At 65.0% G+C, this 26,219-nt stretch carries 23 protein-coding genes; 10 read left to right on the top strand and 13 right to left on the bottom strand.

What is annotated here, in order from left to right; genetic code table 11:
* Nucleotides 1-172: 172 nt before the first annotated feature.
* From J7573_RS22080 to gshB, 7 genes are all read right to left on the bottom strand, one after another.
* Nucleotides 173-1,444, bottom strand: coding sequence for a dihydroorotase (locus tag J7573_RS22080; protein WP_294340348.1), 1,272 nt, complete (start codon nt 1,442-1,444; stop codon nt 173-175).
* Nucleotides 1,441-2,445 (bottom strand): aspartate carbamoyltransferase catalytic subunit, encoded by a 1,005-nt coding sequence (locus J7573_RS22075; protein ID WP_008099987.1) that lies wholly within the window; start codon nt 2,443-2,445, stop codon nt 1,441-1,443. Before J7573_RS22075 ends, J7573_RS22080 begins: the two co-directional genes overlap by 4 nt.
* A gap of 13 nt (nt 2,446-2,458) precedes the next feature.
* The gene (pyrR, locus tag J7573_RS22070; protein ID WP_110633222.1) at nt 2,459-2,977 is read right to left on the bottom strand and encodes a bifunctional pyr operon transcriptional regulator/uracil phosphoribosyltransferase PyrR; all 519 of its coding nucleotides are present in this window, start codon (nt 2,975-2,977) and stop codon (nt 2,459-2,461) included.
* A gap of 60 nt (nt 2,978-3,037) precedes the next feature.
* On the bottom strand, nt 3,038-3,463 hold the full coding sequence (ruvX, locus tag J7573_RS22065; protein WP_294340343.1) for a Holliday junction resolvase RuvX: 426 nt from the start codon (nt 3,461-3,463) through the stop codon (nt 3,038-3,040).
* On the bottom strand, nt 3,463-4,032 hold the full coding sequence (locus tag J7573_RS22060; RefSeq protein WP_294340341.1) for a YqgE/AlgH family protein: 570 nt from the start codon (nt 4,030-4,032) through the stop codon (nt 3,463-3,465). Before J7573_RS22060 ends, ruvX begins: the two co-directional genes overlap by 1 nt.
* A gap of 160 nt (nt 4,033-4,192) precedes the next feature.
* Complete coding sequence (locus tag J7573_RS22055) at nt 4,193-5,098, bottom strand: energy transducer TonB (protein WP_294340340.1); 906 nt, start codon at nt 5,096-5,098, stop codon at nt 4,193-4,195.
* 91 nt (nt 5,099-5,189) lie between these two features.
* On the bottom strand, nt 5,190-6,143 hold the full coding sequence (gene gshB, locus J7573_RS22050; RefSeq protein ID WP_294340338.1) for a glutathione synthase: 954 nt from the start codon (nt 6,141-6,143) through the stop codon (nt 5,190-5,192).
* Between the two features lie 196 nt (nt 6,144-6,339).
* On the opposite strand from gshB, the gene J7573_RS22045 reads away from it, so the two are divergent.
* The 7 genes from J7573_RS22045 to J7573_RS22015 are packed head-to-tail and all read left to right on the top strand — an operon-like array spanning nt 6,340 to nt 15,818.
* Complete coding sequence (locus J7573_RS22045) at nt 6,340-6,741, top strand: response regulator (RefSeq protein ID WP_294340336.1); 402 nt, start codon at nt 6,340-6,342, stop codon at nt 6,739-6,741.
* Between the two features lie 46 nt (nt 6,742-6,787).
* Nucleotides 6,788-7,153: a twitching motility response regulator PilH gene (pilH, locus tag J7573_RS22040; RefSeq protein WP_294340335.1), complete on the top strand. Its 366-nt coding sequence runs from the start codon at nt 6,788-6,790 to the stop codon at nt 7,151-7,153.
* Nucleotides 7,150-7,704, top strand: a complete 555-nt coding sequence (locus J7573_RS22035; protein ID WP_294340334.1) for a chemotaxis protein CheW — start codon at nt 7,150-7,152, stop codon at nt 7,702-7,704. Before pilH ends, J7573_RS22035 begins: the two co-directional genes overlap by 4 nt.
* Nucleotides 7,705-7,751: 47 nt before the next feature.
* Entirely contained in the window at nt 7,752-9,776 is a 2,025-nt protein-coding gene (locus J7573_RS22030; protein WP_294340350.1) for a methyl-accepting chemotaxis protein, read from the top strand.
* A gap of 9 nt (nt 9,777-9,785) precedes the next feature.
* Nucleotides 9,786-14,675 (top strand): Hpt domain-containing protein, encoded by a 4,890-nt coding sequence (locus J7573_RS22025; protein ID WP_294340333.1) that lies wholly within the window; start codon nt 9,786-9,788, stop codon nt 14,673-14,675.
* Nucleotides 14,668-15,141 (top strand): chemotaxis protein CheW, encoded by a 474-nt coding sequence (locus J7573_RS22020; protein ID WP_294340331.1) that lies wholly within the window; start codon nt 14,668-14,670, stop codon nt 15,139-15,141. The genes J7573_RS22025 and J7573_RS22020 overlap by 8 nt, the downstream gene beginning before the upstream one ends.
* 59 nt (nt 15,142-15,200) lie before the next feature.
* Complete coding sequence (locus J7573_RS22015; protein ID WP_085676688.1) at nt 15,201-15,818, top strand: hemolysin III family protein; 618 nt, start codon at nt 15,201-15,203, stop codon at nt 15,816-15,818.
* A gap of 7 nt (nt 15,819-15,825) precedes the next feature.
* On the opposite strand, the gene J7573_RS22010 is transcribed toward J7573_RS22015, so the two are convergent.
* The 3 genes from J7573_RS22010 to J7573_RS22000 all read right to left on the bottom strand — a co-directional run bounded on the left by J7573_RS22010 (nt 15,826) and on the right by J7573_RS22000 (nt 18,672).
* Nucleotides 15,826-16,548 carry a 16S rRNA (uracil(1498)-N(3))-methyltransferase gene (locus J7573_RS22010; RefSeq protein WP_294340329.1) on the bottom strand — a complete coding sequence of 241 codons (723 nt, stop codon included), beginning with the start codon at nt 16,546-16,548 and terminating at the stop codon, nt 15,826-15,828.
* 147 nt (nt 16,549-16,695) lie between these two features.
* Nucleotides 16,696-18,102: an adenosylmethionine--8-amino-7-oxononanoate transaminase gene (locus J7573_RS22005; protein WP_294340328.1), complete on the bottom strand. Its 1,407-nt coding sequence runs from the start codon at nt 18,100-18,102 to the stop codon at nt 16,696-16,698.
* A gap of 78 nt (nt 18,103-18,180) precedes the next feature.
* Complete coding sequence (locus tag J7573_RS22000) at nt 18,181-18,672, bottom strand: hypothetical protein (RefSeq protein ID WP_294340326.1); 492 nt, start codon at nt 18,670-18,672, stop codon at nt 18,181-18,183.
* A gap of 212 nt (nt 18,673-18,884) precedes the next feature.
* On the opposite strand from J7573_RS22000, the gene J7573_RS21995 reads away from it, so the two are divergent.
* From J7573_RS21995 to J7573_RS21985, 3 genes are all read left to right on the top strand, one after another.
* The gene (locus tag J7573_RS21995; RefSeq protein ID WP_294340325.1) at nt 18,885-20,648 is read left to right on the top strand and encodes a flavin monoamine oxidase family protein; all 1,764 of its coding nucleotides are present in this window, start codon (nt 18,885-18,887) and stop codon (nt 20,646-20,648) included.
* 200 nt (nt 20,649-20,848) lie between these two features.
* Nucleotides 20,849-21,400: a cytochrome b gene (locus J7573_RS21990; protein WP_294340323.1), complete on the top strand. Its 552-nt coding sequence runs from the start codon at nt 20,849-20,851 to the stop codon at nt 21,398-21,400.
* A gap of 34 nt (nt 21,401-21,434) precedes the next feature.
* Nucleotides 21,435-22,013 carry a YceI family protein gene (locus J7573_RS21985; RefSeq protein WP_294340322.1) on the top strand — a complete coding sequence of 193 codons (579 nt, stop codon included), beginning with the start codon at nt 21,435-21,437 and terminating at the stop codon, nt 22,011-22,013.
* 65 nt (nt 22,014-22,078) lie between these two features.
* Here the strand turns inward: J7573_RS21985 and J7573_RS21980 are convergent, their stop codons facing one another.
* The 3 genes from J7573_RS21980 to J7573_RS21970 all read right to left on the bottom strand — a co-directional run bounded on the left by J7573_RS21980 (nt 22,079) and on the right by J7573_RS21970 (nt 26,129).
* Nucleotides 22,079-23,983 carry a DEAD/DEAH box helicase gene (locus J7573_RS21980; protein ID WP_294340321.1) on the bottom strand — a complete coding sequence of 635 codons (1,905 nt, stop codon included), beginning with the start codon at nt 23,981-23,983 and terminating at the stop codon, nt 22,079-22,081.
* Between the two features lie 218 nt (nt 23,984-24,201).
* Nucleotides 24,202-24,990, bottom strand: coding sequence for a transporter substrate-binding domain-containing protein (locus tag J7573_RS21975; RefSeq protein WP_294340319.1), 789 nt, complete (start codon nt 24,988-24,990; stop codon nt 24,202-24,204).
* A 62-nt stretch (nt 24,991-25,052) separates the two neighbouring features.
* Nucleotides 25,053-26,129, bottom strand: coding sequence for a hypothetical protein (locus J7573_RS21970; protein WP_294340317.1), 1,077 nt, complete (start codon nt 26,127-26,129; stop codon nt 25,053-25,055).
* Nucleotides 26,130-26,219 lie beyond the last annotated feature (90 nt).

Genomic DNA, 26,219 nt, shown 5'->3' with positions numbered 1-26,219 from the left:
GCGTTATACCTTGGTCGATGGGCATGTCTGCCACGAGGCCTGAGTAACCCTGTAGGAGCCGCGCTTGCCGGCGATGGGCCGCGAAGCGGCCCCGCGATTTCAAGGTTGTTGCATAAATTGCCGGGGCCGCTTCGCGGCCCATCGCCGGCAAGCGCGGCTCCTACAGGGTTACTCAGGCCTCGTGGCAGACATGCCCATCGACCAAGGTATAACGCACGGCCGCCGGCAGGCAGTGGCCGATGAACGGGCAGTTTTCACCGCGTGACAGCCATTGCTCACCGGCAATCGTCGAGGCCTTGGCGTCGAACAGCACCAGGTCGGCGGCGCCGCCGACTTTCAGCTCACCGGCCGGCAGACGCATGGCCTTGGCCGGGCCGCTGCTCAGGCGGGCGAGCAGGGTCGGCAGGTCGAGCAGGCCGTCCTCGACCAGGGTCATGGCCAGCGGCAGCAGCAGTTCGACGCTGCTGATACCTGGTTCGGTGGCACCGAACGGGGCCAGCTTGGCATCGCGCTCGTGGGGCTGGTGGTGGCTGGAGATCGCCTGGATCACCCCCGACTTCACCGCCGCGCGCAGGCCGTCGCGGTCGGCGGCGGTGCGCAGTGGCGGCTGCACGTGGTACAGGCTGGAGAACTCTCGCAGTGACTCGTCGGTGAGGATCAGCTGATACAGCGCCACGTCGGCCGTCACCGGCAGGCCCAACTGCTGGGCCTGCTCGATCAGCCGTGCGCCACGGGCGCTGGTGATCTGGGTGAAGTGCGCACGCACGCCGGTCTGTTCCACCAGCAGCAGGTTGCGCGCCAGGGCCACGGTTTCGGCGGTCTCGGGGATGCCGGGCAGGCCGAGGAAGCTGGCCATGGCGCCCTCGTGGGCCAGGCCACCCTGGGCCAGGTCGCGGTCCTGGGAGTGGAACACCACGGTCAGGTCGAAGGTGGCAGCGTACTCCAGGGCACGGGCCAGGGTACGGTTGTTGGGGATTTCCTTCAGGCCGTTGCCGAAGGCCACGCAACCGGTGTCGCGCAGGGCAACCAGCTCGGCCAGCTGCTCGCCCTCCAGGCCCTTGGTCAGGGCGCCGATCGGGTAGACCTTGCTGTTGGCCGCTTCGCGGGCGCGGTCGAGGATCAGCTCGGCGACCGCCGAGGTATCCAGCACCGGCTTGGTCTGCGGTGGGCAGCACAGGCTGGTGACACCACCGGCCACGGCGGCGCGGGTTTCACTGGCGATCGAGCCCTTGCGGCTGTAGCCCGGCTCGCGCAGCGAGACGCCGAGGTCGACCAGGCCGGGCGCGGCGATCAGGCCTTCAGCTTCGATCGTGCGGCTGGCGCTGAAACCGGCCGGAGCGGCGCCGATGGCGGCAATGCGCCCACCGTCCAGGTGCAGGTCGGTGACCTGGTCCAGGCCGCTGGCAGGGTCGATGACCCGGGCGCCAAGAATGCTGATGGTCACTGGGCGTTCTCCTGGTCGAATTGACGTTGCGCGTTCTGCCCGCTCATGGCCATGGACAGCACGGCCATGCGCACGGCGATGCCGTAGGTGACCTGATTGAGAATCACCGAGTGTTTGCCGTCGGCCACCGCCGATTCGATTTCCACGCCGCGGTTGATCGGGCCCGGGTGCATGACGATGGCGTCGGGCTTGGCGCCGGCCAGGCGAGCGGTGGTCAGGCCGAACAGGCGGTAGAACTCGCCTTCGCTGGGCAGCAGGCCGCCGGCCATGCGCTCACGCTGCAGGCGCAGCATGATCACCACGTCGACGTCCTTGAGGCCTTCGGCGAGGTCGGTGTAGACCTTCACGCCATACTGCTCGATACCGATCGGGATCAGGGTTTTCGGGCCGATCACGCGGATGTCCGGGCAGCCCAGCGCCTTCAGCGCAAGCATGTCGGAGCGGGCCACGCGCGAGTGCAGGATGTCGCCAACGATCGCCACCGAGAGGTTCTCGAAGCTGCCCTTGTGGCGGCGGATGGTCAGCATGTCGAGCATGCCCTGGGTCGGGTGCGCGTGGCGGCCGTCACCGCCGTTGATCACGGCAACGTCCGGGCACACGTGCTCGGCGATGAAGTGCGCGGCGCCGGAGTCAGAGTGGCGCACGACGAACATGTCGGCGGCCATGGCTTCGAGGTTGCGCAGGGTGTCGAACAGGGTCTCGCCCTTGCTGGTCGAGGAGGTCGACACGTTCAGGCTGATCACGTCGGCCGACAGGCGCTGGGCGGCCAGCTCGAAGGTGGTGCGGGTACGGGTCGAGTTCTCGAAGAACACGTTGCACACGGTCTTGCCGCGCAGCAACGGGACTTTCTTGACGGCCCGGGCGCCGACTTCGAGGAACGAGTCGGCGGTGTCGAGGATCTCGGTGAGCAGTTCGCGGGGCAAACCGTCGAGCGAGAGGAAGTGGCGCAGCTGGCCCTGATCATTGAGCTGCAGCGGGCGCTTGGCGTCGATTGGCGTCATCGCGAGGGGACTCTTAAAGGGCGGAAGCGGTGGCGAGGTCCTGGCGCTCGAGGGCGAGCGGTGCGGGTCCGGTCAATTTTACCCGTTCATGGGCAGCCAGCGACAGGGTGGCGCCAAGTACATTGGGGCGGATGGGCAGTTCGCCGGCATCCAGGTCGAGCAGGCAGACCAGGGTGACACTGGCCGGGCGGCCGTAATCGAACAGTTCGTTGAGTGCGGCGCGGATGGTGCGGCCGCTCATCAGCACGTCGTCGATCAGCACCAGGTGCTGGCCTTCGACCTCGAACGGCAGCTCCGACGGGCGCACCTGCGGGTGCAGGCCGTTCTGGCTGAAGTCATCGCGATAGAACGACACGTCCAAGGTGCCGAGCGGGCTCTGGTCGGCCATTTCCGCCTGCAGGGCCTGGGCAACCCAGACGCCGCCGGTACGGATGCCGATGAAGCGCGGCTCGGTGATGTTGCGGCGGGCCAGATGGGCGCGAAGGTCGACAGCCATCTGCCGGATCAGGTCGGCGGGATTGGGTAGGCTCATTGCGTATCTCCTGGGGGCGCCGAGGGCGTTGTGATTGCCCCGACGTAAACGCGGGAAAAATCAGGTATTGGCCTCCAGCCAGCCTTGCAGCAGCAGGGCGGCTGCGATGGCGTCGACCGGGTTGTCACGGTAGCTGCCGCGCTGGCCGCCACGGGTCATGCGCTCGCCTTTGGCCTCGAAGGTGGTCAGGCGTTCGTCGTGAGTGTGCACCGGCAGGTTGAAGCGGCCATTGAGGCGGCGGGCGAACTTTTCCGCGCGCTCGCTCATTTCGCTCGGTGTGCCGTCCATGTTCAGCGGCAGGCCGACGACAATGGCATCGGGCTTCCATTCAGCGATGAGCCTTTCCACCTGGGCCCAGTCCGGCACGCCGTTTTGCGCCTTCAGGGTGCACAGCTCGCGGGCCTGGCCGGTGACCACCTGACCGACGGCCACGCCGATCTGTTTGGTGCCGTAGTCGAAGCCCAGCAGTAAACGCAGTTCGGTCATCAGGCGTGCCCCGCCTGGCTGGTCAAAAGGCTGAGGTTGATCCCCAGGCTGGCGGCGGCGGCGTCCAGGCGCAGGTCGCTGGCCAGGCCGAAGATGATCTCTGGGTCGAACGGGCAGTTGAGCCAGGCGTTGTCGGCCAGTTCGGCTTCCAGTTGGCCCGCTTCCCAGCCGGCATAGCCGAGCGTGATGAGGCTTTGTTTCGGCCCTACCCCGGCGGCGATGGCCAGCAGCACGTCCTGCGAGGTCGTCAGCGACAGCCCTTCCAGGGCCACGGTGGCCTGGAAGCTGCATTCGCTGCTGTGCAGCACGAAACCCCGGTCGGTCTGCACCGGGCCACCCTGGTAGATCGGCACCTGCAAGGTGCTGGCCGGCGGCGTTTCGTCCGGTCGCAACTGCTCGAGAATGTCGGCCAGGTTCAGCTCCTGTGGTCGGTTGACCACCAGGCCCATGGCGCCATTGGCGTTGTGCTCGACGATGTACGTGAGGGTCTGGGCGAAGTTCGGATCGGCCATGTGCGGCATGGCGATCAGGAACTGATGCTTGAGGTAGCTCGGGGTGAGGGTTTTCATGGGGGATAGTGTGGCGCCAGGTGGCGAGGCTGACAAGGTGCGGATATGTGTCAGATGTGCCGGCCTCTTCGCGGGCTCGCCCGCTCCCACAGGATCACTACAAGCCCAGGAATTGTGAGGATCCTGTGGGAGCGGGCGTGCCCGCGAAAGGGCCGTCGGATCAGTTACTGGACAGGCGGTCGCCGCGGGCGAAGCGCCAGGTGCGGATGATCTCCAGCCGGTCGAACTCGGCCAGGTCGCCGGTAAACGGCGCAAAAGGCGCCGCCAGGCGCACGATGCGCTGGGCCGCCTGGTCCAGCACCGGCTGCCCGGACGACTCCAGTACCAGCACCTCGTACAGCGAGCCATCGCGGTTGATCGACACCATCATCCGCAAGTTGCCGTAGATCTGTTGCCGGCGTGCCTCGTCGGGGTAGTTGAGGTTACCCACCCGCTCGACCTTCTTGCGCCACTCTTCCTTGTACCAGGCGCCCTTGTCGCGCATGGTCGAAGCCGCATTGAGGCGGTGAATCTTCGGGCGCTTGGCGTACATCTGCTGTTCGTTGGAAAGCTCCGCCTCAAGGCTGGCGATCTGGCTCGACAATTGCGAGCTGTCGAAATCCGGGGTAGCCGCTGCCGGCTTGGGCTGTGGTTTGCTTTCCTTGGGCTTGGGCTCGACCTTCTGCGCTTTCGGCGCCTTGGTCGCCACCGCGGATTTCTCCGGCACGGGCGGTGGTGCTACCTCCGGCTTGGCCGCAGGCGGCGGGGTGACCTTGTTGATCTTGCTGTCCTGGAACGGCGCCACCTCGGTGGTGGTCGGCACGGCTTTCTTTTCCAGGGTGCCGCTGCCCTGCTGATTGGCCTGTGCCTGGTAATCAGCCTTCTTCGGCGCCTTCTCGCTCTTGAAGGTGGCCAAGGTAATGTCCATGGTCTGGCGGATTTCCGCCGGTTTGACCACGGTAAAACCCACGCCAAGAATCAGCGCCAGGTGCACCAGGGCAGCCAGGAACAGGGTAAAGCCAAGCCGGTCCACCGGGCGAACGCGCGGTGGCAGCAGGTCGGAAGGGATGTCGGCAGGCAGCGTCATCAGGTATCCAGCAACCGCAGGGCGGGGCAGCAGCTCAGTCGAAAAGGACCGGCATCATACCCCACTCCGCGCATTTGCTCCGCGTCGGCGGTCAGCGCGCCTTGAGCTGGCGATCAATGGCATCCATCAGCTTGCCACCGATATCGGTGTTGTAGGCAGCGTCGATCTCGCGGATGCAGGTAGGGCTGGTGACGTTGATTTCGGTGAGGTAATCGCCGATCACGTCGAGGCCGACGAACAGCAGGCCCTTTTCACGCAGGGTCGGGCCGACCTGGGCGGCGATCCAGCGGTCGCGCTCAGTCAGTGGGCGGGCTTCACCGCGACCACCGGCAGCCAGGTTGCCACGGGTCTCGCCACTGGCGGGAATACGGGCCAGGCAGTAATCGACCGGTTCGCCGTCGATCATCAGGATGCGCTTGTCGCCGTCCTTGATGGCCGGCAGGTAGGCCTGGGCCATGATCTGCTGGGCACCCAGGGCCGTCAGGGTTTCGAGGATCACCGACAGGTTGGGGTCGCCCACCCGGTGGCGGAAGATCGAGGTGCCACCCATGCCATCCAGCGGCTTGAGAATCACGTCACCATGCTTGGCCGCGAATTCACGGATGATGTCCGGGCGACGGCTGACCAGGGTTGGCGGGGTGCACTGCGGGAACAGCGTGGCGAACAGTTTTTCGTTGCAGTCGCGCAGGCTCTGCGGGCGGTTCACCACCAGTACGCCTTCGCCCTCGGCCTGCTCCAGCAGGTAGGTGCTGTAGACGAACTCCATGTCGAACGGTGGGTCCTTGCGCATCAGGATCACGTTCAGGTCGGCCAGTGGGGCGTCCTGCTCGTCGCCCAGCTCGAACCAGCGCGCCGGGTCGGCGAACACCTTCAGTGGGCGCATGCGCGCGCGGGCCTTGCCTTCGCCCTGGTACAGGTCGCGCTGCTCCATGTAGAACAGCTCCCAGCCACGGGCCTGGGCGGCCAGCAGCATGGCCAGCGAGCTGTCCTTCTTGTAGGAGATGGACGCGATCGGGTCCATGACAATGCCGAGGCGAACGCTCATGGGGTGGTTCCTCTTGGCGGCCCGTGGCCGCGGTGAATCGAAAGAAAAGTGGCTCAGGGTGGCGCCGTGAACGCCGCGGGTCAAGGGGGTGGCAGATGGAACGGGCCCCCGGAGTGTGCTAAAAATGCCCTCAGCTTCAAGCTGTAAGCCATCCGTGGCTTGCCGCCCACACAGTGCAGCGATGGTAGCGCGACTTATGGAACAGCCCCTGAAGGTGATGGTGATCGACGATTCCCGCACGATCCGCCGCACCGCGCAGATGTTGCTCGGCGAAGCGGGCTGCGAGGTGATCACCGCCAGCGACGGCTTCGACGCCCTGGCCAAGATCATCGACCACCAGCCACAGATCATCTTCGTCGACGTGCTGATGCCCCGCCTGGATGGTTATCAGACCTGCGCGGTGATCAAGCACAACAGTGCCTTCAAGGACATCCCGGTGATTCTCCTGTCGTCTCGCGATGGCCTGTTCGACAAGGCCCGCGGCCGGGTGGTCGGTTCCGACCAGTTCCTGACCAAACCATTCAGCAAGGACGAACTGCTCGACGCGATCAGGGCCCATGTGCCCGGTTTCGCCGTGCCCGAACAACCCGCACCCTGACCGCGCCGCGCTGGCGCGGCCTTCAATTTCCTGATGGGGAAACAGCATGGCCCGCGTTCTGATTGTCGACGACTCGCCGACAGAGATGTACAGATTGACCGAATGGCTGGAAAAGCACGGTCACCAGGTGCTCAAGGCCAACAACGGTGCCGACGGCGTGGCCCTGGCCCGCCAGGAAAAGCCCGATGCGGTGCTGATGGACATCGTCATGCCCGGCATGAACGGCTTCCAGGCCACCCGCCAGCTGAGCAAGGACCCGGAAACCAGCGCCATCCCCGTGGTGGTGGTGACCACCAAGGACCAGGAAACCGACCGCATCTGGGCCTCACGCCAGGGTGCCCGCGACTTCCTGACCAAGCCGGTGGAAGAGGACGCGCTGATCGCCAAGCTCAAAGAAGTACTGGGCGCTTGACCACCCGCCCGCAGGGCGCGTCGCTGACCGCCTTCGAGCTGTTGCTGGACATCGACCGGCGCTGCCGCCTGCTGGTGGCCGACCAGCCGCCGCAGGACACCCGCCTGCAGCAATGGAGCGGCATCGGTTTTCGCATCGCCGGGCAGTGGTTTGTCGCGCCCATGGGCGAGGTTGCCGAGGTGCTGCGCGAACCGCGCAGCAGCCGCGTGCCTGGCGTGCAGCCGTGGGTGTTTGGCGTGGCCAATCTGCGCGGCCGGCTGTTGCCGGTGATGGACCTAAGCAGTTTCTTCGGCCTTGGCCCTGCTGCGCCAGGCAAGCAGCGGCGGGTGCTAGTGCTGGACCACGAAGACCTGTTCGTCGGCCTGTTGGTCGACGAGGTGCTGGGCCTGCAGCATTTCGCCCTGAGCAGCCTGGAACTGTCGCCACCGCAACCGCTGCTGCGGGCTGCTGCCCGCTTCGTGCAGGGGCACTTCCCGCGGGAACGCAACTGGGCGATCTTCAGCCCCTTCGCCCTGGCCCAGGCGCCGGGTTTTCTTGACGTGGCGCTATAGGATTTGCAAACGTGAACAAGCCGGCCACACCCGTCGCCCCCGCCAGCATGACCCCACGCACGCGCAGCATCGTGCAGATCACCGTGCTGTTCGTGATCCTGATCCTGTCGATCATCCTGCTGTTCGCCAACTTCGCTTACCTCAATACCCAGGCCAATCACGACAAGCAGTACATCGGCCACGCCGGCGAGCTGCGGGTGTTGTCCCAGCGCATCGCCAAGAACGCCACCGAGGCCGCGGCGGGCAAGGCCCTGGCCTTCAAGCTGCTGTCGGATGCGCGCAACGATTTCGAGCGGCGCTGGGGCTACCTGCGCGAAGGCGACAAGTCCACCGGCCTGCCTGCGGCACCGGCTGCGGTCCGCGATGAAATGGAGGCGGTGCGCCAGGACTGGGAAAACCTGCGCAAGAACACCGACACCATCCTGGCCAGCGAACAGACCGTGCTGTCGTTGCACCAGGTGGCGGCAACCCTGGCCGAAACCGTGCCGCAGCTGCAGGTCGAGTATGAGAAGGTGGTCGAGATCCTGCTGCAGAGCGGTGCTCCGGCCAACCAGGTGGTCGTCGCCCAGCGTCAGCTGCTGCTGGCCGAGCGCATTCTCGGTTCGGTCAACACCGTGCTGGCCGGCGACGACACGGCGGCGCAGGCCGCCGATGCCTTTGGCCGCGATGCCAGCCGCTTCGGTCAGGTGCTCGAGGGCATGCTGGGTGGCAACCCGGCCATCCAGGTGACCCGTGTCGAGGACGCTGACGCCCGCGCGCGCTTGGCGGAAATCGCCGAACTGTTCCAGTTCGTGGCCGGTTCGGTCGATGAAATCCTCGAAACCTCGCCCGAGCTGTTCCGCGTGCGCGAAGCGGCCGGCAACATCTTCAGTCTGTCGCAGACCCTGCTCGATGAAGCCTCGCACCTGGCCAATGGCTTCGAGAACCTGGCCAGCGGCCGCACCCTGGATACCGTCGGGGGTTATGCGCTAGGCCTGCTGGCGCTGGCTTCGATCATCCTGATCGGCCTGGTGATGGTCCGCACCACCCACCGCCAGTTGCATGAAACGGCCGAAAAGAACGAACGCAACCAGCAGGCGATCATGCGCCTGCTCGATGAAATCGAAGAGCTGGCCGAAGGCGACCTGACCGTCACCGTGTCGGTGACCGAAGACTTCACCGGCGCCATCGCCGACTCGATCAACTACTCGGTCGACCAACTGCGCGATCTGGTGGCCACCATCAACCACAGTGCCGAGCAGGTCGCCGCTGCCGTGCAGGACACGCAGAACACCGCGCGCCAGCTGGCCAAGGCCTCGGAGCACCAGGCCGAACAGATCAGCGAGGCGTCCGAAGCAGTCGGCGACATGGTCGAATCGATCGACCGGGTTTCTGCCCATGCCTATGAGTCGGCCAAGGTCGCCGAGCGCTCGGTGGCGATCGCCAACAAGGGTAACGAGGTGGTGCACAACACCATCAACGGCATGGACAACATCCGCGAGCAGATCCAGGATACCGCCAAGCGAATCAAGCGCCTGGGCGAGTCTTCCCAGGAAATCGGCGACATCGTCAGCCTGATCGACGACATTGCCGACCAGACCAATATCCTGGCCCTCAATGCGGCGATTCAGGCCTCGCTGGCGGGTGAGGCCGGTCGCGGCTTTGCCGTGGTCGCCGATGAGGTGCAGCGCCTGGCCGAGCGTTCATCCTCGGCGACCCGGCAGATCGAAGCGCTGGTGCGGACCATCCAGGCCGATACCAACGAGGCCGTCATCTCCATGGAGCAGACCACCGCCGAGGTGGTGCGCGGTGCGCGCCTGGCCCAGGATGCCGGGGTGGCGCTGGCCGAGATCGAAGGCGTTTCGCAGAACCTAGCCGAACTGATCCACAGCATCTCTGATGCAGCCCAGTTGCAGACCTCGTCGGCGGGGCAGATTTCCCACACCATGGCGGTGATCCAGCAGATCACCGCGCAGACTTCCGCCGGCTCCGGCGCCACCGCCGACAGCATCCGCCACCTGGCGCGGATGGCCAGCGAGATGCGCCGTTCGGTCTCCGGTTTCACCCTGCCGGCTCCCGCCGAGCGAAGCTGAGGAAAACCCATGGCTTCTGCCGTCGTAAGCCCCGAGCGCCACGATACCGTGGCCCTGGCCTGGACCCGGGCCGCCATACTCGATTGCCTGAGCCAGGCCCGTCAGGCCCTGGAGCGCTTTGCCGGCGAGACGGATGACTTGTCGATGCTGGCGTTCGTTGTGGATAACCTGCATCAGGTGCATGGCTGCCTGCGCATGCTCGAGCTGCGCGGTGCAACACGCCTGGCCGAAGAGCTGGAACTGCTGGCCAAGGCCCTGGCCGAGGGTCAGGTGAGCCCCCGCGGCGAATGTCTGGGGCCGTTGTTCCGTGGCCTGGAGCAATTGCCGTCCTATCTGGAGCGGTTGCGCGGAGCACGCCACGACCTGCCACTGGTGATGCTGCCGCTGCTCAACCAGTTGCGTGCCTGCCGTGGCGTCGAGCCCTTGGCTCAGGCCAGCCTGATCAGTGGCGCCGCGCAACGCTTTGCCGGTTCCGATGACCTGGCCAACCTCGACCTGTCGCTGGGCAACTGGCGGGAACAGATGCAGGCCGGGCCGGGGCGTGATGCCCTGCGTTCGGTGGTCAGCGCCCTGTGCGACGACCTGATGCGGATCAAGGAGCGTCTGGACCAGTTCGTGCGCGGCGACCGCCAACACAGTGAGGAGCTGGAGGCGCTGCTCGCGCCATTGCGCCATGTTGCCGACACCCTGGCAGTGTTGGGCTTCCAGCAACCTCGCCGGGTGATCATCGACCAGGTGCTGGCGCTGCAGGCATTGGCCCAGGGTGAGCGCACGGCGGACGACGCGGTCTTGATGGATGTGGCCGGCGCCCTGCTTTATGTGGAGGCCACGCTCAACGGCATGGTCCTGCCACTGGAGGAAGGCGGGCAGGGCGGCTTGCCCGGTTCCGACCTGGCCGAGATTCGCCAGTTGGTGCTGCATGAATCACTGTCTGTGCTGCAGCAGGCCAAGGACCTGATCGGCGATTGCCTGGAGTCCGGCTGGCCGCGCCAGCGCCTGCAGCCACTGCCGGGGCTGTTGCAGCAAGTGCGCGGCGCGTTGGCGATGCTGATGCTGCCGGCCGCTGCCGAAGTGTTTGCCGGCTGCGCAGGCTATGTGCTGGGCTGGTTGCAGCATTTGGAAGTGGAGCCACCGGCGGACGAACTGACCCACCTGGCCGACTCCCTCAGTGCCGCCGAGTGCTACTTGCAATGGCGCGTCGCCGACCCGTTGGCCGATGCTCAACCGTTCCTCGACATGGCCCGTGCCAGCCTGACGAAGCTGGGTGTGCAGTGCACCCATGCGGACCCGTCCCAGGCGCCGGATGGTAGCGATGGCATCGATGATGAATTGCGTGAGGTGTTCCTCGAAGAGGCCGGCGAGTTGCTGCCGGAAATCGAGCGCCACTGGCTGCGCTGGCGCGCCGACAACAGCTTGCGTGACGCCCTGATCGAAGTGCGCCGCGACCTGCATACGCTCAAGGGCAGCGGGCGCATGGTGCATGCCGAGGCGGTGGCCGAGCTGGCCTGGGGCGCTGAGCACCTGCTCAACCGGGTGCTGGAGGGGCGTATCGCCCTGACCCCGGAGGGTGCGGTGGCGCTGCAGCAGGTGTTCGTCCATCTGCCGGACCTGCTGGCCGACTTTGCTGCTGGCCAGTTGCCGCAATTGACCGAGATCGAACAACTGGCGAGCCACCTGCACGCCCTGGCCGAGAACGACACCCCGGTCAGCGCCGACATCGATGGCCTGGACCCGCAGTTGCTGGATATCTTCCGCAACGAAGCACAAGGCCACCTGGCCAGCCTGGAAGGCTTTCTGCAGGGCGCCGACGGCCAGGGCAGCGAAGTCAGCGACAGCCTGCAGCGCGCCTTGCATACCCTCAAGGGTAGCGCTGCCATGGCCGGCGTCATGCCGATCGCCGAGCTGGCCACCGCCTTCGACCGCCTGGTGCGCGAGTACCGGGGGCACCAGCTGCCGTTGCAAGCCGCGGAGATGCATTGGCTGCAAACAGCACATGGCCTGTTCCTGCAGGGCTTGGCGCAGCTGGGTAGTACGCCGTTGGCCGCCATCCCGGGCGCGGCCCAGCTGATCGAGCAGGTCGGCGAAGCGGTGGATCTGCGCCTGGCCAGCCTGCATGCCGAGCCTCAGCACACCCGCCCTGGCAAGCGCGACCCGCAGTTGATCGCCCGTTTCCTGGCCCAGGCCATGGACATCCTGCTGGATGCCGAGTCGTTGCTGTCGCGCTGGCAACAGCAGCCCGGTCAGCGCGAACCGCTGGATACCTTGCTCGATGAGCTGACCAGCCTTGGCCACGCTGCGCACCTGGCCGACCTGTGGCAAATGGATGCCGTTTGCGAAGCGCTGCTCGACCTCTATGGCGCCGTGGAAGAGGGCAGCCTGGGTGCCAGCCCGCGCTTCTTCGCCGTTGCCCAGCAAGCCCATGAAGCCCTGCTGGACATGCTCGACGAAGTGGCTGCCGGGCAGGAACTCAGCCCGCGGCCTGACTGCGTCGACGCCCTGCGCGAACTGTTGGACAGTGCACTGGCGCCGGATGCCACCGGCCTGGTAAGCCCTGATGCGGTGACGCCGCTGCCGGGCGTGTTGGAGCAGGATGACGAACCCGACAGCCCGGGCGACAAGGAGCTGCTGGAGGTCTTCCTCGAAGAAAGCTCGGACATTGTCGAAAGCGCCGCCGCCGCCCTGGCGCGCTGGCAGGCCGACCCGCGCAACAGCGTCGAGGTAGAGAACCTGTTGCGTGACCTGCACACCCTCAAAGGTGGTGCGCGCATGGTCGAGATCGGCGCCATCGGCGACTTGGCCCATGAACTGGAATTTCTCTACGAGCTGCTTGCCGCCGGGCGCCTGCCGCCGAGCGCGCCGCTGTTCGCGCTGCTGCAGAACTGCCATGACCGCCTGGCGCACATGCTCGACGCCGTGCGCCTGGGCCAGCCGTTGCACACCGCGACGGCGCTGATCGATTACATCCGCAACTTCAGCAGTGCCGCGCTGACCGACAGCGCTGCCGGCAAGGCCCCGGCCGACACCGCACCCGCCGAAGTACCGGCCGCGGCACCGGAGCGGGCCCCGGGCGACATGGTCAAGGTCGATGCCGAGCTGCTCGACGACCTCGGCAACCTGGCCGGTGAGCATTCGATCATTCGTGGCCGTATCGAACAGCAGGTCAACGACGCCCAGTTCGCCCTCAACGAGATGGAGACCACCCTGGAGCGCATGCGCGACCAGCTGCTGCGCCTGGACATCGAGACCCAGGGGCGGATCAGCAGTCGGCAGGCGTTCGAGGGGGATGCCTACGAAGACTTCGACCCGCTGGAGATGGACCGCCACTCGCAGCTGCAGCAGCTGTCGCGGGCGCTGTTCGAGTCGGCCTCCGACCTGCTCGACCTCAAGGAAACGCTGACCCAGCGCACCCAGGAGGCCTACAGCCTGCTGCAGCAACAGGCGCGGGTGAACAGCCAGTTGCAGGAGGGCCTGACCGCGACCCTGATGGTGCCGTTCGAACGCCTGGTACCGCGCTTGCAACGGGTGGTGCGTCAGGTGGCCAGCGAGCTGGGCAAGCAGGTCGAACTGGTGGTCGGCAACGCCGAGGGCGAGTTGGACCGCAGCGTGCTTGAACGCATGGTCGCGCCACTGGAGCACATGCTGCGCAACGCCGTCGACCATGGCCTGGAAGCACGCGAGGTACGCCTCGCCGCGGGTAAGCCGGAGCAGGGCACCATTCACCTGAACTTGCTGCATGAGGGCGCCGACATCGTCATCGAGATGACCGACGACGGCGCTGGCGTGCCACTGGAGGCGGTACGGCGCAAGGCGATCAAGCGCGGCCTGCTGGACCCGCAGGCGCAACTGAGTGATCACGAGATCCTGCAGTTCATCCTGCGCCCTGGGTTTTCCACGGCGGAGAAGATCACCCAGATTTCCGGGCGCGGCCTGGGCATGGACGTGGTGCACGAAGAGGTCAAGCAGCTGGGCGGTTCGATGACCATCGAGTCGGCCCAGGGCAAGGGTGCGCGCTTCCTAATCCGCCTGCCGTTCACCGTGTCGATCAATCGGGCCTTGATGGTGCACCTGGGCGAGGAGCAGTACGCCATTGGGCTCAACACCATCGAGGGCATCGTGCGCGTGCCGCCGGCCGAGCTGGCCGCCTGTTACCAGCTGGACGCGCCGCGTTATGTGTATGGCGGCCACGAGTACGCCTTGCGTTACCTGGGCGAGCTGCTGCAGGGGCTGCCGCGCCCGGTGCTGCTGGGGCAGAGCGTGCCGTTGCCGGTGTTGTTGCTGCACTCCCAGGAGCAGTCGTTCGCCATCCAGGTGGACAGCCTGTCGCCGAGCCGTGAGATCGTGGTGAAGAGCCTTGGCCCGCAGTTCGCCGCCGTGGCGGGCTTGTCGGGTGCGACCTTGCTCGGTGATGGCCGGGTGGTGCTGATCCTCGACCTGCTGGGCCAGCTGCGTGGCCAGCAGCGGCGGCTGGCGCGTCTGCCCGGTGGCAGCGGGGTGCAACGCACCTTGTTCGGCCCGGCGCCGCGGCGAGCCACGCTGGTGATGGTAGTCGACGACTCGGTCACCGTGCGCAAGGTCACCAGCCGCTTGCTGGAACGCCATGGCATGAGCGTGATGACGGCCAAGGATGGGGTCGATGCGATGGCCCTGCTGGAAGAGCACCGCCCGGACGTGCTGTTGCTGGACATCGAGATGCCGCGCATGGATGGCTTCGAAGTGGCCACCCGCATTCGCCGCGACGAGCGTCTGAAAGACCTGCCGATCATCATGATTACCTCGCGCACCGGGCAGAAGCACCGCGACCGTGCCATGGCCATTGGCGTCAATGAGTACCTGGGCAAACCCTATCAGGAATCGGTGCTGCTGCAGAGCATCGCCCACTGGAGCCAGACCCATGCTTGAACTGATTGCAGGGCAACGCAGCAGCCTGACCGGCCTGCTGCTGCCGCTGGGCGACCGCACCCTGGTGTTGCCCAACGTCGCCGTGGTCGAACTGATCGGCCAGCGCAACCTGAAGTGTGAACCAGGTGATCCGGCCTGGCACCTGGGGTGGATCGACTGGCGGCAGCAGCATTTGCCGTTGATCGGTTTCGAGGCAGCCTGTGGCGGTGAGACGCCGTGCGGCGAGCGGGCGCGGATCGTGGTGCTGAATGCGCTGGGGGATACCGGCTTGCGCTACCTGGCGGTGCTGCTGCAGGACATTCCACGCTCGTGCAAGCTGGACAACCAGCTCAATTATGTGGATGTGCCGCTGGGCAGCCTGGAACTGGCCGCCGTACAGGTGGGCGAGCAGGTGGCGCGGGTGCCGGACCTGGCCGGCCTGGAAAGATTGGTGCGTGACGCTGAACTGCAACCTGCCCTTGGGTAGGATGAGGCAGCAATGGACCCTGTCATGAACCCAGCCCGCTTCGGGAGGTCTGTGTTTGCATGTACTACGGTGAACGCTTCAATGCCTGGACCCACCTGGTCGGTGCTGTTCTGGCCTGTATCGGTGCCATCTGGCTGATTGTCGTCGCGGGCCTGCAGGGCGACCCCTGGAAGATCGTCAGCTTCTCCATTTACGGCAGCACCTTGCTGTTGCTCTACAGCATTTCCACCCTTTACCACAGCACCCGCGGGCGGGCGAAGGTGATCATGCGCAAGCTCGATCACTTGTCGATCTACCTGTTGATCGCCGGCAGCTACACCCCGTTCTGCCTGGTCAGCCTGCGCGGGCCCTGGGGCTGGAGCCTGTTCGGCGTGGTCTGGGGGCTGGCGGTGATCGGCATGCTGCAGGAGATCAAGCCGCGCTCGGAGGCGCGCATCCTGTCGATCATCATCTATGCGGTGATGGGCTGGATCGTGCTGGTGGCGGTCAAGCCACTGCTGAACAGCCTTGGTACCGCCGGCTTCACCTGGCTGGCGGCCGGCGGCGTGTTCTACACCGTGGGCATCATCTTCTTCGCTTTCGACAGCCGCTTCCGCCACTGGCATGGTATCTGGCACCTGTTCGTGATTGCCGGCAGCCTGATGCACTTCGTGGCGGTGTCGCTTTACGTGCGTTAGCTTTTTTTTACGAAAAATCACCCCACAGCTGCTGCGCTACCGATAGCGCCACCACCGGCGCTGTCTCGGTACGCAATACCCGCGGCCCGAGGCGTGCAGCATGGAAGCCCGCAGCCTTGGCCTGTTCGACTTCCGCCTCGCTCAGGCCACCTTCCGGGCCGATCAGGAACGCCAGCGTTGCCGGCTTGTCATGGCTGGTCAATGGCTCGGCGACCGGGTGCAGGACCAGCTTGAGGTCGGCTTCGGCGCCCTTGAGCCATTCGGCCAGGGTCACCGGTGGATGAATGACTGGCAGGGTCGAGCGGCCGCATTGTTCGCAGGCGCTGATCGCCACCTGGCGCCAGTGGGCCAGGCGCTTGTCGGCACGCTCGTCCTTCAGGCGCACTTCGCAGCGTTCGCTGACGATCGGGGTGATTGCGTTGGCGCCAAGCTCGGTGGCCTTCTGGATCGCCCAGTCCATGCGCTCGCCGCGGGACAGGCCCTGGCCCAGGTGGACGTGCAGCGGCGAGTCGGGCTGGCCGGCGAGGGCCTGGTCGAGGCTGACGCGTACCGCCTTCTTGCCGACTTCGAGCAACTGGCCGAGGTATTCCTGGCCACTGCCATCGAACAGTTGCACGGCGTCGCCGGGGGCCATGCGCAGGACACGGCCGATGTAGTGGGCCTGGGCTTCGGGCAGGTCGTGCTCGCCAAGGCTCAGGGGGGCGTCGATGAAGAAGCGGGACAGTCTCATGGGTTTGCTCGGTAGAAGAGAGACACAGATCCCCTGTGGGAGCGGGCGTGCCCGCGAACCAGGCACCGCGGTGCCTGGCAAGGGCTTCGCCCTTGTTCGCGGGCACGCCCGCTCCCACAGGGAAAGTGGTAAGGCGAACGGTCGGATTTAGCCCGGGTCGCGGAAGTCGGGGTGGAAGTTGGCCGGTACGGCGACGCTGACGCTATCTCGGGTGGCGATGTCGATGCCTTCGCTGGCCACTTCGGCGAGGAAGTCGATCTGCTCCGGGGTGATCACGTACGGCGGCAGGAAGTACACCACGCTGCCCAAAGGGCGCAGCAGGGCGCCGCGGGTCAGGGCGTGCTCGAACACTTTCAGGCCACGGCGCTCCTGCCACGGATAAGCGGCCTTGGTCGCCTTGTCCTGGACCATCTCGATGGCCAGGGCCATGCCGGTCTGGCGGATTTCGGCGACGTGGGCATGATCGGCCAGGTGCGCGGTGGCGCTGGCCATGCGCGTGGCCAGGGCCTTGTTGGCCTCGATCACGTTGTCCTGCTCGAAGATGTCCAGCGTCGCCAGGGCGGCGGCACAGGCCAGCGGGTTGCCGGTGTAGCTGTGCGAGTGGAGGAACGCACGCAGGGTCGGGTAATCGTCATAGAAGGCCTGGTACACCTTGTCGGTAGTCAGGCAGGCGGCCAGCGGCAGGTAGCCACCGGTCAGCGCCTTGGACAGGCACAGGAAGTCCGGGCGGATGCCGGCTTGCTCGCAGGCGAACATGGTGCCGGTGCGGCCGAAACCGACGGCGATCTCGTCGTGGATCAGGTGCACGTCGTAGCGGTCGCAGGCTTCGCGCAGCAGCTTGAGGTACACCGGGTGATACATGCGCATGCCACCGGCACCCTGGATCAGCGGTTCGATGATTACCGCCGAGATCGTGTCGTGGTGCTCGGCCAGGGTCTGCTCCATGGCGGCGAACATCGTGCGCGAATGCTCTTCCCAGCCCATGCCCTCGGGGCGCAGGTAGCAGTCGGGGCTTGGCACCTTGAGGGTGTCGAGCAGCAGCGCCTTGTAGGTTTCGGTGAACAACGGCACGTCGCCAACCGACATCGCGGCGATGGTCTCGCCGTGGTAGCTGTTGGTCAGGGTCACGAAGCGCTTTTTCGCCGGTTTGCCGATGTTCTGCCAGTAGTGGAAGCTCATCTTCAGCGCCACTTCGATGCACGACGAGCCGTTGTCGGCATAGAACACCCGGTCCAGGCCAGCCGGGGTCATGGCGACCAGGCGCTCGGACAGCTCGATCACCGGCTGGTGGCTGAAGCCGGCGAGGATCACGTGTTCCAGCTGGTCGACCTGGTCCTTGATACGCTGGTTGATGCGCGGGTTGGCGTGGCCGAACACGTTGACCCACCAGCTGCTCACGGCATCCAGATAGCGCTTGCCGTCGAAGTCCTCTAGCCACACGCCTTCACCGCGCCGGATCGGGATCAGTGGCAGTTGCTCGTGGTCTTTCATCTGGGTGCAGGGGTGCCACAGGACCTTGAGGTCGCGTTGCATCCACTGATCGTTGAGGCCCATGGGCACTTCTCCTGGCTTACTGCCTGCTTTGACCGCGTAAGCCTAAGCAAAGCCAGGGGGCAGGACAACCGCTAGTGGTCAATGGCGTTTGGTGCGGGTCCATTCCAGGCGGCGAATGTGTACGGTGCCAGCCTGTGAGGTGGAAATGGTCAGGCGGCGAAATGGGCCATCGATGACCTGGTGATAGGGTTGGGTGGAGATCGGGCCCGGCCGGAAGTCGGTATAGCCGCTGCCGGAAAGTGTGAGCCAGTAAAAGCTGCGCGGGACCGGGGCAATCAGGTCCATATCGTAGCCGTCGGTATCCAGCAGCATCTGCACATCGTCGAAGTGCTGGTCGCTGACCACGTAGTACTCCAGCCGCAGGCTCTCGACTTCCTCCTTGAAAGCAATCTCCACGTCACTGTGCTCGCCGATCACCAATTCGGTGCCATCTTCGCCTTTGAAGGCTTCATGCAAACCGGTCCATGAGGTGCCGTTGGAGCGGATTTTCAGTCCTGAGGGGGTGAGTAAAGTCTGGTTGTGCCACAAGAATTGCCTTTCTACCTGCGCGAAATGCTCCTCATAGGTCATAGTGCAGCTCCTTTTGTCGGTTTTTTTAGCTACTTTCAGCAGCATCACCTAGTGGCCAGAGGCCTGACTACTGACAAAAATGCCAGTTGCCAAAGGCACTTGATATCGCTGTGCTGGCAGGGTCCAAATACCTGACGTATTCTTAGCGCATCGACTCTCGGGGCACTCCCGCCTCTTCCCATCCCTGCTTTTTCAACTCGGAGTTCGCCGACATGGCTGCTGCTTGGGTGCGCCTGTGCGCGTTGGTATTGATCGGTGTGTCCAGCGGCGCCGCGCTGGCAAAGGACAAGACACCCTCGGCAATCGTGGTGGGTGGCGGCCTGGCAGGTTTGACCGCGGCCTATGAGCTGCAGAACAAGGGTTGGCAGGTCACCCTGCTGGAGGCCAAGTCGGGCATGGGCGGGCGATCGGGCCTGGCCACCAGCGAGTGGATCGGTAACGCCAAGTCCCAGCCAGTGCTGAACCAGTACCTCGACCGTTTCAAGCTTGAAACACTGCCCGCGCCGGAGTTCGTGCGTACCCCGGGTTACCTGATCGACGGTGAGTACTTCAGTGGCACGGACCTGGCCACCAAGCAACCGGCCACCGCCGAGGCGCTCAAGCGCTACGAGAAGACCCTCGACGACCTGGCCCGTTCGATCGATGACCCGCTCAACCCGCAGGCGAACAGTACCCTGTTCGCCCTCGACCAGATGAACGTGTCCACCTGGCTCGACAAGCTGCAATTGCCGACCACCGCGCGTCAGCTGATCAACCAGCAGATCCGCACTCGCTATGACGAGCCATCGCGCCTGTCGCTGCTCTACTTCGCCCAGCAGAACCGCGTCTACCGTGGCGTCAGTGATCGTGACCTGCGTGCCGCACGCCTGCCTGGCGGCAGCCCGGTGCTGGCCCAGGCATTCGTCAAGCAGCTGAAGACCATCAAGACCAGCTCGCCGGTCACGGCGATCGTGCAGGACAAGGATGGCGTCAACGTCAAGGTCGGCAGCACGGACTACAAGGCCGATTACCTGGTGATGGCGGTGCCACTGCGGGCGCTGGCCAAGATCCAGATCACGCCTGGCCTGGACACCCAGCACGTGGCCGCACTCAAGGGCACCAACTACGGCTGGCGCGACCAGCTGATGCTCAAGTTCAAGCAGCCGGTATGGGAAAGCCGTGCACGCATGTCGGGTGAAATCTTCAGCAATGCCGGCCTCGGCATGCTGTGGATCGAGCCGGCACTCAAGGGTGGCGCCAACGTTGTGATCAACCTGTCGGGTGACAACGCGCGGTTGCTGCAGGCCTTCGGCGACAAGCAGATGGTCGATCAGGTACTGATCCGCCTGCATGCGTTCTATCCACAGGCCCGTGGCGCGTTCACCGGTTACGAGGTCAAGCGTTACAGCATCGATGCGGGCACCGGTGGTGCCTACCTGGCCTACGGCCCGGGGCAGATCAGCAAGTACTGGCGTCTGTGGGAGCGCCCGGTGCAGCGCATCACCTTTGCCGGTGAGCACACCGATGCGCTTTACCCAGGCACCCTCGAAGGCGCCCTGCGCAGCGGCCAGCGTGCTGCCAGCCAGGTGCAGGACCTGCTGGCCGGCAAGTCGTTCGACCCGGCCAAGGCGGCGACCGTCGCGGCCGCGGCGACAGCAGGTGCAGCGGTGGCGAAGAAGGACAGTGGAGGCGGGTTCTTCTCGCGCCTGTTCGGGGGGGCGGACAAGCCTGAGGTGAAGGCCGCGCCAGTAGCCAAGGTCGAGGAAGTTGCACCCGTCCCCGCACCCGCTCCTGTCACTGCCCCTGCTGCTCCCGCTGAAATCGCCAAGGAGGAGCCGGCCAAGCCTGCCGCAACCAAGGCAGCCCCGGCCAAGCATGCGCCGGCGCACAAGCCTGCGGTCAAACAGGCGAAAAAGGCGGTCGAGCCGAAAAAAGCCACGGTCAAATCCGAGCCAGTGAAGAAGCCGGTGGACAATACCCAGGCCAAGGCAAACTGATCCCTGTGCTGGCCTCTTCGCGGGCTTACCCGTGAAGAGGCTGGAAACCCTTAACTCTCCGGCTATTGTTAATGTTTCCTTAATAGGAAACTCACACACTAATCATCGTATTTATCGATAATCCAAAGCAGTTTTTTAAGCTTTTATTCGATACGTTACGCGTTAGTCTGTGCACAGCTTTCACGGGGAACCACGTCATCATGCAACTGCGCAACTCACCTTCTCGCTATGGCGTGGTCAGCATCGTCCTGCACTGGGGCGTTGCACTGGCAGTCTTCGGTCTGTTCGGCCTGGGCCTGTGGATGGTCGGTCTCGACTACTACGACCCTTGGCGCAAGGCCGGCCCGGACCTGCACAAGAGCATCGGCCTGGTGTTGCTGGCGGTGATGCTGCTGCGTGTGGTCTGGCGTTTCATCACCCCGCCACCGCCGGCACCGGCCAACCACGGGGCATTCACCCGCATGGCGGCCAAGCTGGGGCATCTGGCGCTGTACCTGGGGCTGTTTGCCGTCATGCTCGCCGGTTACCTGATTTCCACTGCCGATGGCGTCGGCATTCCAGTGTTCGGCTTGTTCGACGTGCCGGCGCTGATCAGCGACCTGCCTGATCAGGCGGACGTGGCCGGCGTGATTCATCTGTGGCTGGCATGGGGCCTGGTGATCTTTGCCGTGCTGCATGCCCTGGCAGCCTTGAAACACCATTTCATCGACCGTGACGCGACCCTGACCCGCATGCTGGGCCGCAAAGCTTGACTCTCAACCTCAATTGCATAGGAAGGAAGTAAGGATGTTGAAAAAGACTTTTGCCGCTCTGGCGCTCGGTACCGCTCTGTTCTCCGCCGGCCAGGCCATGGCTGCCGAGTACAAGATCGACAAGGAAGGCCAGCACGCGTTCGTCGACTGGAAGATCAGCCACCTGGGCTACAGCTTCATCCACGGTACCTTCAAGGACTTCAGCGGCGACTTCTCCTGGGACAGCGCCAAGCCTGAAGCCAGCAAGATCAACGTCGACCTGAAGACTGCCAGTGTCTGGTCGAACCATGCCGAGCGCGACAAGCACATCGCCAGCAAGGACTTCCTGGACGTCGCCAAATACCCGGATGCCAAGTTTGTCTCCACCGCTGTCAAATCGACTGGCGAGAAGACTGCTGACGTGACCGGTGACCTGACCCTGCACGGCGTGACCAAGCCCGTCACCTTCAAGGCTACCTTCAACGGTGAGGGCAAGGACCCGTGGGGCGGCGAGCGCGCTGGTTTCAACGCCACCACCACGCTGAACCTGAACGACTTCGGCATCAAGGGCCCAGGCCCGACTTCGCAGACTCTGGACCTGGACATCAGTGTCGAAGGTGTGAAGCAGAAGTAAGCATTGCCCAGGCAATAAAAAACGCCGCCCATTGGGCGGCGTTTTTTTTATGCCTGATGCGCGACTCAGCCCTTGCGGGTGAGCAGTGCTGGGCGTTCACCGCGCGGGCGGCTCGGCAGATCGTCCAGCTGCTCTGGCGTCGGGTAACGGTCGAGCTTGGATTCCTTGCGGATGATCACGGGCTGGTGCTGCTCGCGGGTGCTGCGTACTGCCGGCTCCTGACGCGAGGCATCGTCACGGCCGGCCGAGCGGTTGCGGCCACCGGCATTGTTGTCACGACGGGCGCCGCCACCGTTGTTGGAGCGTGGGCGCTTGTCGCCGCTGGCGCTGCGCTGCTGGCCGCCAGCATTGCGGCCCTGGCCTTGGCCACCGCCGTTGTTGCTGCGCTGGGATTGGCCTTGGCCCTGCTGGCCTTGCCCCTGGCCGGCGCCGCCTGGGCGGCGGTTACGGCCCTGGCCCTTGCCCTGGTAAGGGCTGACGTAGTCGGCGCGGTTACCGAAGTTGTCGATATCGTCGTCCAGGAATTCTTCCGGGTCACGATCGGCCGGCGCTTTCGGTGCGGAGTTGTTGCTGGCCTGCTGTTGCTGACGCGGTTTCTTGTCACGCGGCTTGCGCTGCTGCTGTTGCTTGTCGCCGGACTTTTCCTTGTCGGCCGGCTTGTCAGCTGCCTGCTGCTTGGCCTTGCCTTTGTCCTTGCCCTTGTCCTTGCGGCCGCCGTTGGCGTCTTTGCTGCCTTCGCCGCGGGCCTGCTGCTGGTTGCGGCCGCCGCGGCCGTTGTTCGGCTGGCGCTCGCGCACTTCGGGCTTTTCAGCTTCTACCTGGCTGGCATCGAAGCCCATCAAGTCGCCATCCGGGATCTTTTGCTTGGTGACCCGTTCGATGCTCTTGAGCAGCTTTTCTTCATCAGGCGCGACCATGGAGATGGCCTCGCCCGAGCGCCCGGCACGGCCGGTACGGCCGATGCGGTGTACGTAGTCTTCCTCGACGTTCGGCAGCTCGAAGTTGACCACGTGGGGCAATTGGTCGATGTCCAGGCCACGGGCAGCGATGTCGGTGGCTACCAGCACGCGCACGCTGTTGGCCTTGAAGTCGGCCAGGGCCTTGGTGCGGGCGTTCTGGCTCTTGTTGCCGTGGATCGCGGCAGCGGTCAGGCCGTGCTTTTCCAGGTATTCGGCCAGGCGGTTGGCGCCGTGCTTGGTACGGGTGAACACCAGTACCTGCTCCCAGGCACCCAGCGTGATCAAGTGCGCCAGCAGGGCACGCTTGTGGCTGGCGGGCAGGCGGTAGACGCGCTGCTCGATACGCTCGACGGTGGTGTTCGGCGGAGTGACCTCGATGCGCTCCGGGTTGTGCAGGAGCTTGTCGGCCAGGTCGGTGATGTCCTTGGAGAAGGTCGCCGAGAACAGCAGGTTCTGGCGCTTGGCCGGCAGGCGGGCAAGGACCTTCTTGACGTCATGGATGAAGCCCATGTCGAGCATGCGGTCGGCTTCGTCGAGGACCAGGATTTCCACATGGGCCAGGTCCACCTTACCTTGGCCGGCCAGGTCGAGCAGGCGGCCCGGGCAGGCGACGAGCACGTCGACACCCTTGGCAATGGCCTGGATCTGCGGGTTCATGCCGACACCGCCGAAGATGCAGGCGCTGACCAGTGGCAGGTCGCGGGCGTACACCTTGAAGCTGTCGTGTACCTGGGCGGCGAGTTCGCGGGTCGGCGTCAGGACCAGGACGCGCGGCTGGCGCGGGCCATGACGCTGGGATTTGTCGGGGTGGCCGGCCGGGAACAGGCGCTCGAGGATCGGCAAGGCGAAGCCGCCGGTTTTACCAGTACCAGTCTGTGCAGCAACCATCAGGTCGCGGCCTTGCAGTACGGCGGGAATGGCCCGCTGTTGCACCGGGGTCGGCTGGGTGTAGCCCGCTGCCTCGATAGCGCGGACAAGAGCCTCGGAGAGACCGAGGGAAGCAAAGGACATGGGCAATCCTGTTCTCGTGGGGGCTGGGCCCGTTGGGATGTTCTGCCTGGCGCGACGGGCATCGAAGGGATGCGATCGCGTCCGGTCCAGCTGGGCTTTCACTGCACATCCGGGAAGCGGAGGGTGGACGCCAAGGGGCGTCGATGCCGATCGGGATGCCTGTTGCGAGGCCGAGCGTCCGGGCGTGAGCCGGGCGGGAAGGCCCGAGTATAACAGAGCTAACGCAGCGTGCTGCTTTCCTGCTGCTCAACGGCGCCGGCAAGATCGCCTGCGTCGCCGATGTAGTGTTCGATAATCGCCTCGAACGCTGGTTCCTGCTTGAAACGACGCAGTTCTTCGGTAAACGCCTGGGCCAGTTGTTCGCGCCCGGGTTTGCGCGCCAGGCCCAGATACTGCGCCTGACGGCTGATGAGCAAGGGCAGTTCTTCGACCTGCTGTTCGAGGCCTAGCTGTTTGCGCAGGTAGCGCCCGACCAGGCGGTCGGTGACCAGCAGATCGATGCGCCCGCGAATGAGTTTGCCGAAGTTGGCTTCGTGGCTCGGCGCGGTTTCGCGGCGGAAGTCCGGGGATTCGTTGAATGCCTTGTCGTAGGCGTAGCCCGGTGACGTGCCTACGGTCAGGCCGGCGAGATCATTCAGCTGGCGGATGGCATGGCGCCGATCGCTGGCCTGATACAGCACGAACTCGACATCGGACATGGGTTCTGCCGGATAAACCATGTAGGTGCTGCGCGACTCAACTTGAAAAGTGTCCATCACCCCGTCAGCCAGGCCTTGCTCCACCAGTGCCAGGCAGCGTTTCCACGGCAGGAATTGCCAGTCCACCTCGACACCCAGGCGGCGAAACACCTCGGTGGTGACTTCGTAGTCGATCCCCCTGACCCGGCCGTCTTCGCGATACACATAGGGCGCCCAGTCGTCGCTGACCAGGCGCAGCCGCTCGCCCAGCGCCATCGGGCTCAGGCAGGCGAGCAGCAAGATGCACAGCAGTTGGGCGATGTGGGGCATGGCGCGAGAGTACGCGCTCACCCAGGGCAAGGCCAGTGAAGATGGATGCCCCGGTGCCGGCTTCAGCGATGGGAAGAGCGCAGCAGGTGTGACTCGATATCCTTGCGCCGGCCACCCAGTGACAGGCGCAGGCTCGGGTGGCGCAGGCACTGGCGCAGTTGCTCGGGCGCGATGTGCCCGTGGCGCTCGTTGAGGTTCTCCAGTGCCTTGTCCCACCAGGCCGATGCACAGGCGCGGTCGAACTCGTTGGGGTATGGGTAGCAGCCGTACAGCAACTCGCGCACGAACTGGCGCTCGCGGCTGGGCATGGTCAGGCTCAAGGCCTTGTAGCCCAGCCGTTGCAGGGCCGGAGGGCGTGGCAGCTGGTCGTTGACCAATGTCACATCTGCAAGCGCTGCCGCACCCAGTGGGTTATCGCCATGTTTGCGCAGCCAGGCCTGAATCTTGGCACGGAACTGGGCCTTGCGGCTCCAGTAGTGGTGGATGACGTCGGTGCATGCGGCCAGTTTCATCTTGCGGTACGCGGCCACCGCCAGGCAGAACTCTTCCAGGGTATAGGCGGTGCGAGCCAACGGATAGAACTCGTCCATCATGGCAATGGAGCGGTCCAGTACGTCGCTGTCTTCGGCACACAGGCCGATCACGCCCGAGTTGACCAGCGGCATCTGGCAGTCGGCGAGGCCGCGCGCCTCGAGTATGCCGAGCAGGTTCGTGTACAGCAGGCACTGCTGATTCGCGCCGTAGCGCGCGCCAATGGCGTTGCACAGCAGCGTGCCGGGTTTGACCCGCTGGAACAGTTGCAACGGCGACTTGCGGAAGAAGGTGTCGGTGTCGATCAGCACGGCCTGGGGATGTTGCTGCAACACTTGGCGCATCAGCACGTGCTTGCTGCGAAAGTGATAGCCGTGAGGCTGGTTCCAGGCCTTGCGGGTGGCCTCGTCGAGCAGATGAACGGTCACCGGCAGTTTGCCGTAAGGCTCGGCGTTGTCGGTGTAGACCTGAATGTCGATGGCCGGGGTGGCAGTGTCCCCCAGTTGCGCAAGGGCACTGACGATACTGAAGCAGGCTTCCTGGTGATAGGTGGCGGGGCCGAACGCCAGGTACACGAGCTGAGGGCGAGATGGCAGGAAATGTTGCATTGCAGACGACACCTAGTCAGAGCCAGAAAGTAAATAAGGCCCTAGTGTACGACTAAAGCCTTAATTGTTTCTGAATCCGATGATGCCAAA

Origin of the sequence: Pseudomonas sp., from assembly GCF_017744435.1 — a bacterium.
Classification (GTDB): Bacteria; Pseudomonadota; Gammaproteobacteria; order Pseudomonadales; family Pseudomonadaceae; genus Aquipseudomonas.
Note: the sequence above shows the minus strand (reverse complement) of the source record. Positions and strands in the feature narration are given on the sequence as shown.

Excerpts from the sequence above, each read along its gene's own strand:
- pilH (WP_294340335.1), top strand. The coding sequence starts at position 6,788 with ATGGCCCGCGTTCTGATTGTCGACGACTCGCCGACAGAGATGTACAGA.
- pyrR (WP_110633222.1), bottom strand. The coding sequence starts at position 2,977 with ATGAGCCTACCCAATCCCGCCGACCTGATCCGGCAGATGGCTGTCGAC.
- J7573_RS22060 (WP_294340341.1), bottom strand. The coding sequence starts at position 4,032 with ATGAAAACCCTCACCCCGAGCTACCTCAAGCATCAGTTCCTGATCGCC.
- J7573_RS21990 (WP_294340323.1), top strand. The coding sequence starts at position 20,849 with ATGCAACTGCGCAACTCACCTTCTCGCTATGGCGTGGTCAGCATCGTC.
- J7573_RS22075 (WP_008099987.1), bottom strand. The coding sequence starts at position 2,445 with ATGACGCCAATCGACGCCAAGCGCCCGCTGCAGCTCAATGATCAGGGC.
- J7573_RS21980 (WP_294340321.1), bottom strand. The coding sequence starts at position 23,983 with ATGTCCTTTGCTTCCCTCGGTCTCTCCGAGGCTCTTGTCCGCGCTATC.
- J7573_RS22005 (WP_294340328.1), bottom strand. The coding sequence starts at position 18,102 with ATGGGCCTCAACGATCAGTGGATGCAACGCGACCTCAAGGTCCTGTGG.
- J7573_RS22020 (WP_294340331.1), top strand. The coding sequence starts at position 14,668 with ATGCTTGAACTGATTGCAGGGCAACGCAGCAGCCTGACCGGCCTGCTG.
- J7573_RS21995 (WP_294340325.1), top strand. The coding sequence starts at position 18,885 with ATGGCTGCTGCTTGGGTGCGCCTGTGCGCGTTGGTATTGATCGGTGTG.
- J7573_RS22000 (WP_294340326.1), bottom strand. The coding sequence starts at position 18,672 with ATGACCTATGAGGAGCATTTCGCGCAGGTAGAAAGGCAATTCTTGTGG.
- gshB (WP_294340338.1), bottom strand. The coding sequence starts at position 6,143 with ATGAGCGTTCGCCTCGGCATTGTCATGGACCCGATCGCGTCCATCTCC.
- J7573_RS22030 (WP_294340350.1), top strand. The coding sequence starts at position 7,752 with ATGACCCCACGCACGCGCAGCATCGTGCAGATCACCGTGCTGTTCGTG.
- J7573_RS22010 (WP_294340329.1), bottom strand. The coding sequence starts at position 16,548 with ATGAGACTGTCCCGCTTCTTCATCGACGCCCCCCTGAGCCTTGGCGAG.
- J7573_RS22055 (WP_294340340.1), bottom strand. The coding sequence starts at position 5,098 with ATGACGCTGCCTGCCGACATCCCTTCCGACCTGCTGCCACCGCGCGTT.
- ruvX (WP_294340343.1), bottom strand. The coding sequence starts at position 3,463 with ATGACCGAACTGCGTTTACTGCTGGGCTTCGACTACGGCACCAAACAG.
- J7573_RS21975 (WP_294340319.1), bottom strand. The coding sequence starts at position 24,990 with ATGCCCCACATCGCCCAACTGCTGTGCATCTTGCTGCTCGCCTGCCTG.
- J7573_RS21985 (WP_294340322.1), top strand. The coding sequence starts at position 21,435 with ATGTTGAAAAAGACTTTTGCCGCTCTGGCGCTCGGTACCGCTCTGTTC.
- J7573_RS21970 (WP_294340317.1), bottom strand. The coding sequence starts at position 26,129 with ATGCAACATTTCCTGCCATCTCGCCCTCAGCTCGTGTACCTGGCGTTC.
- J7573_RS22045 (WP_294340336.1), top strand. The coding sequence starts at position 6,340 with ATGGAACAGCCCCTGAAGGTGATGGTGATCGACGATTCCCGCACGATC.
- J7573_RS22015 (WP_085676688.1), top strand. The coding sequence starts at position 15,201 with ATGTACTACGGTGAACGCTTCAATGCCTGGACCCACCTGGTCGGTGCT.
- J7573_RS22025 (WP_294340333.1), top strand. The coding sequence starts at position 9,786 with ATGGCTTCTGCCGTCGTAAGCCCCGAGCGCCACGATACCGTGGCCCTG.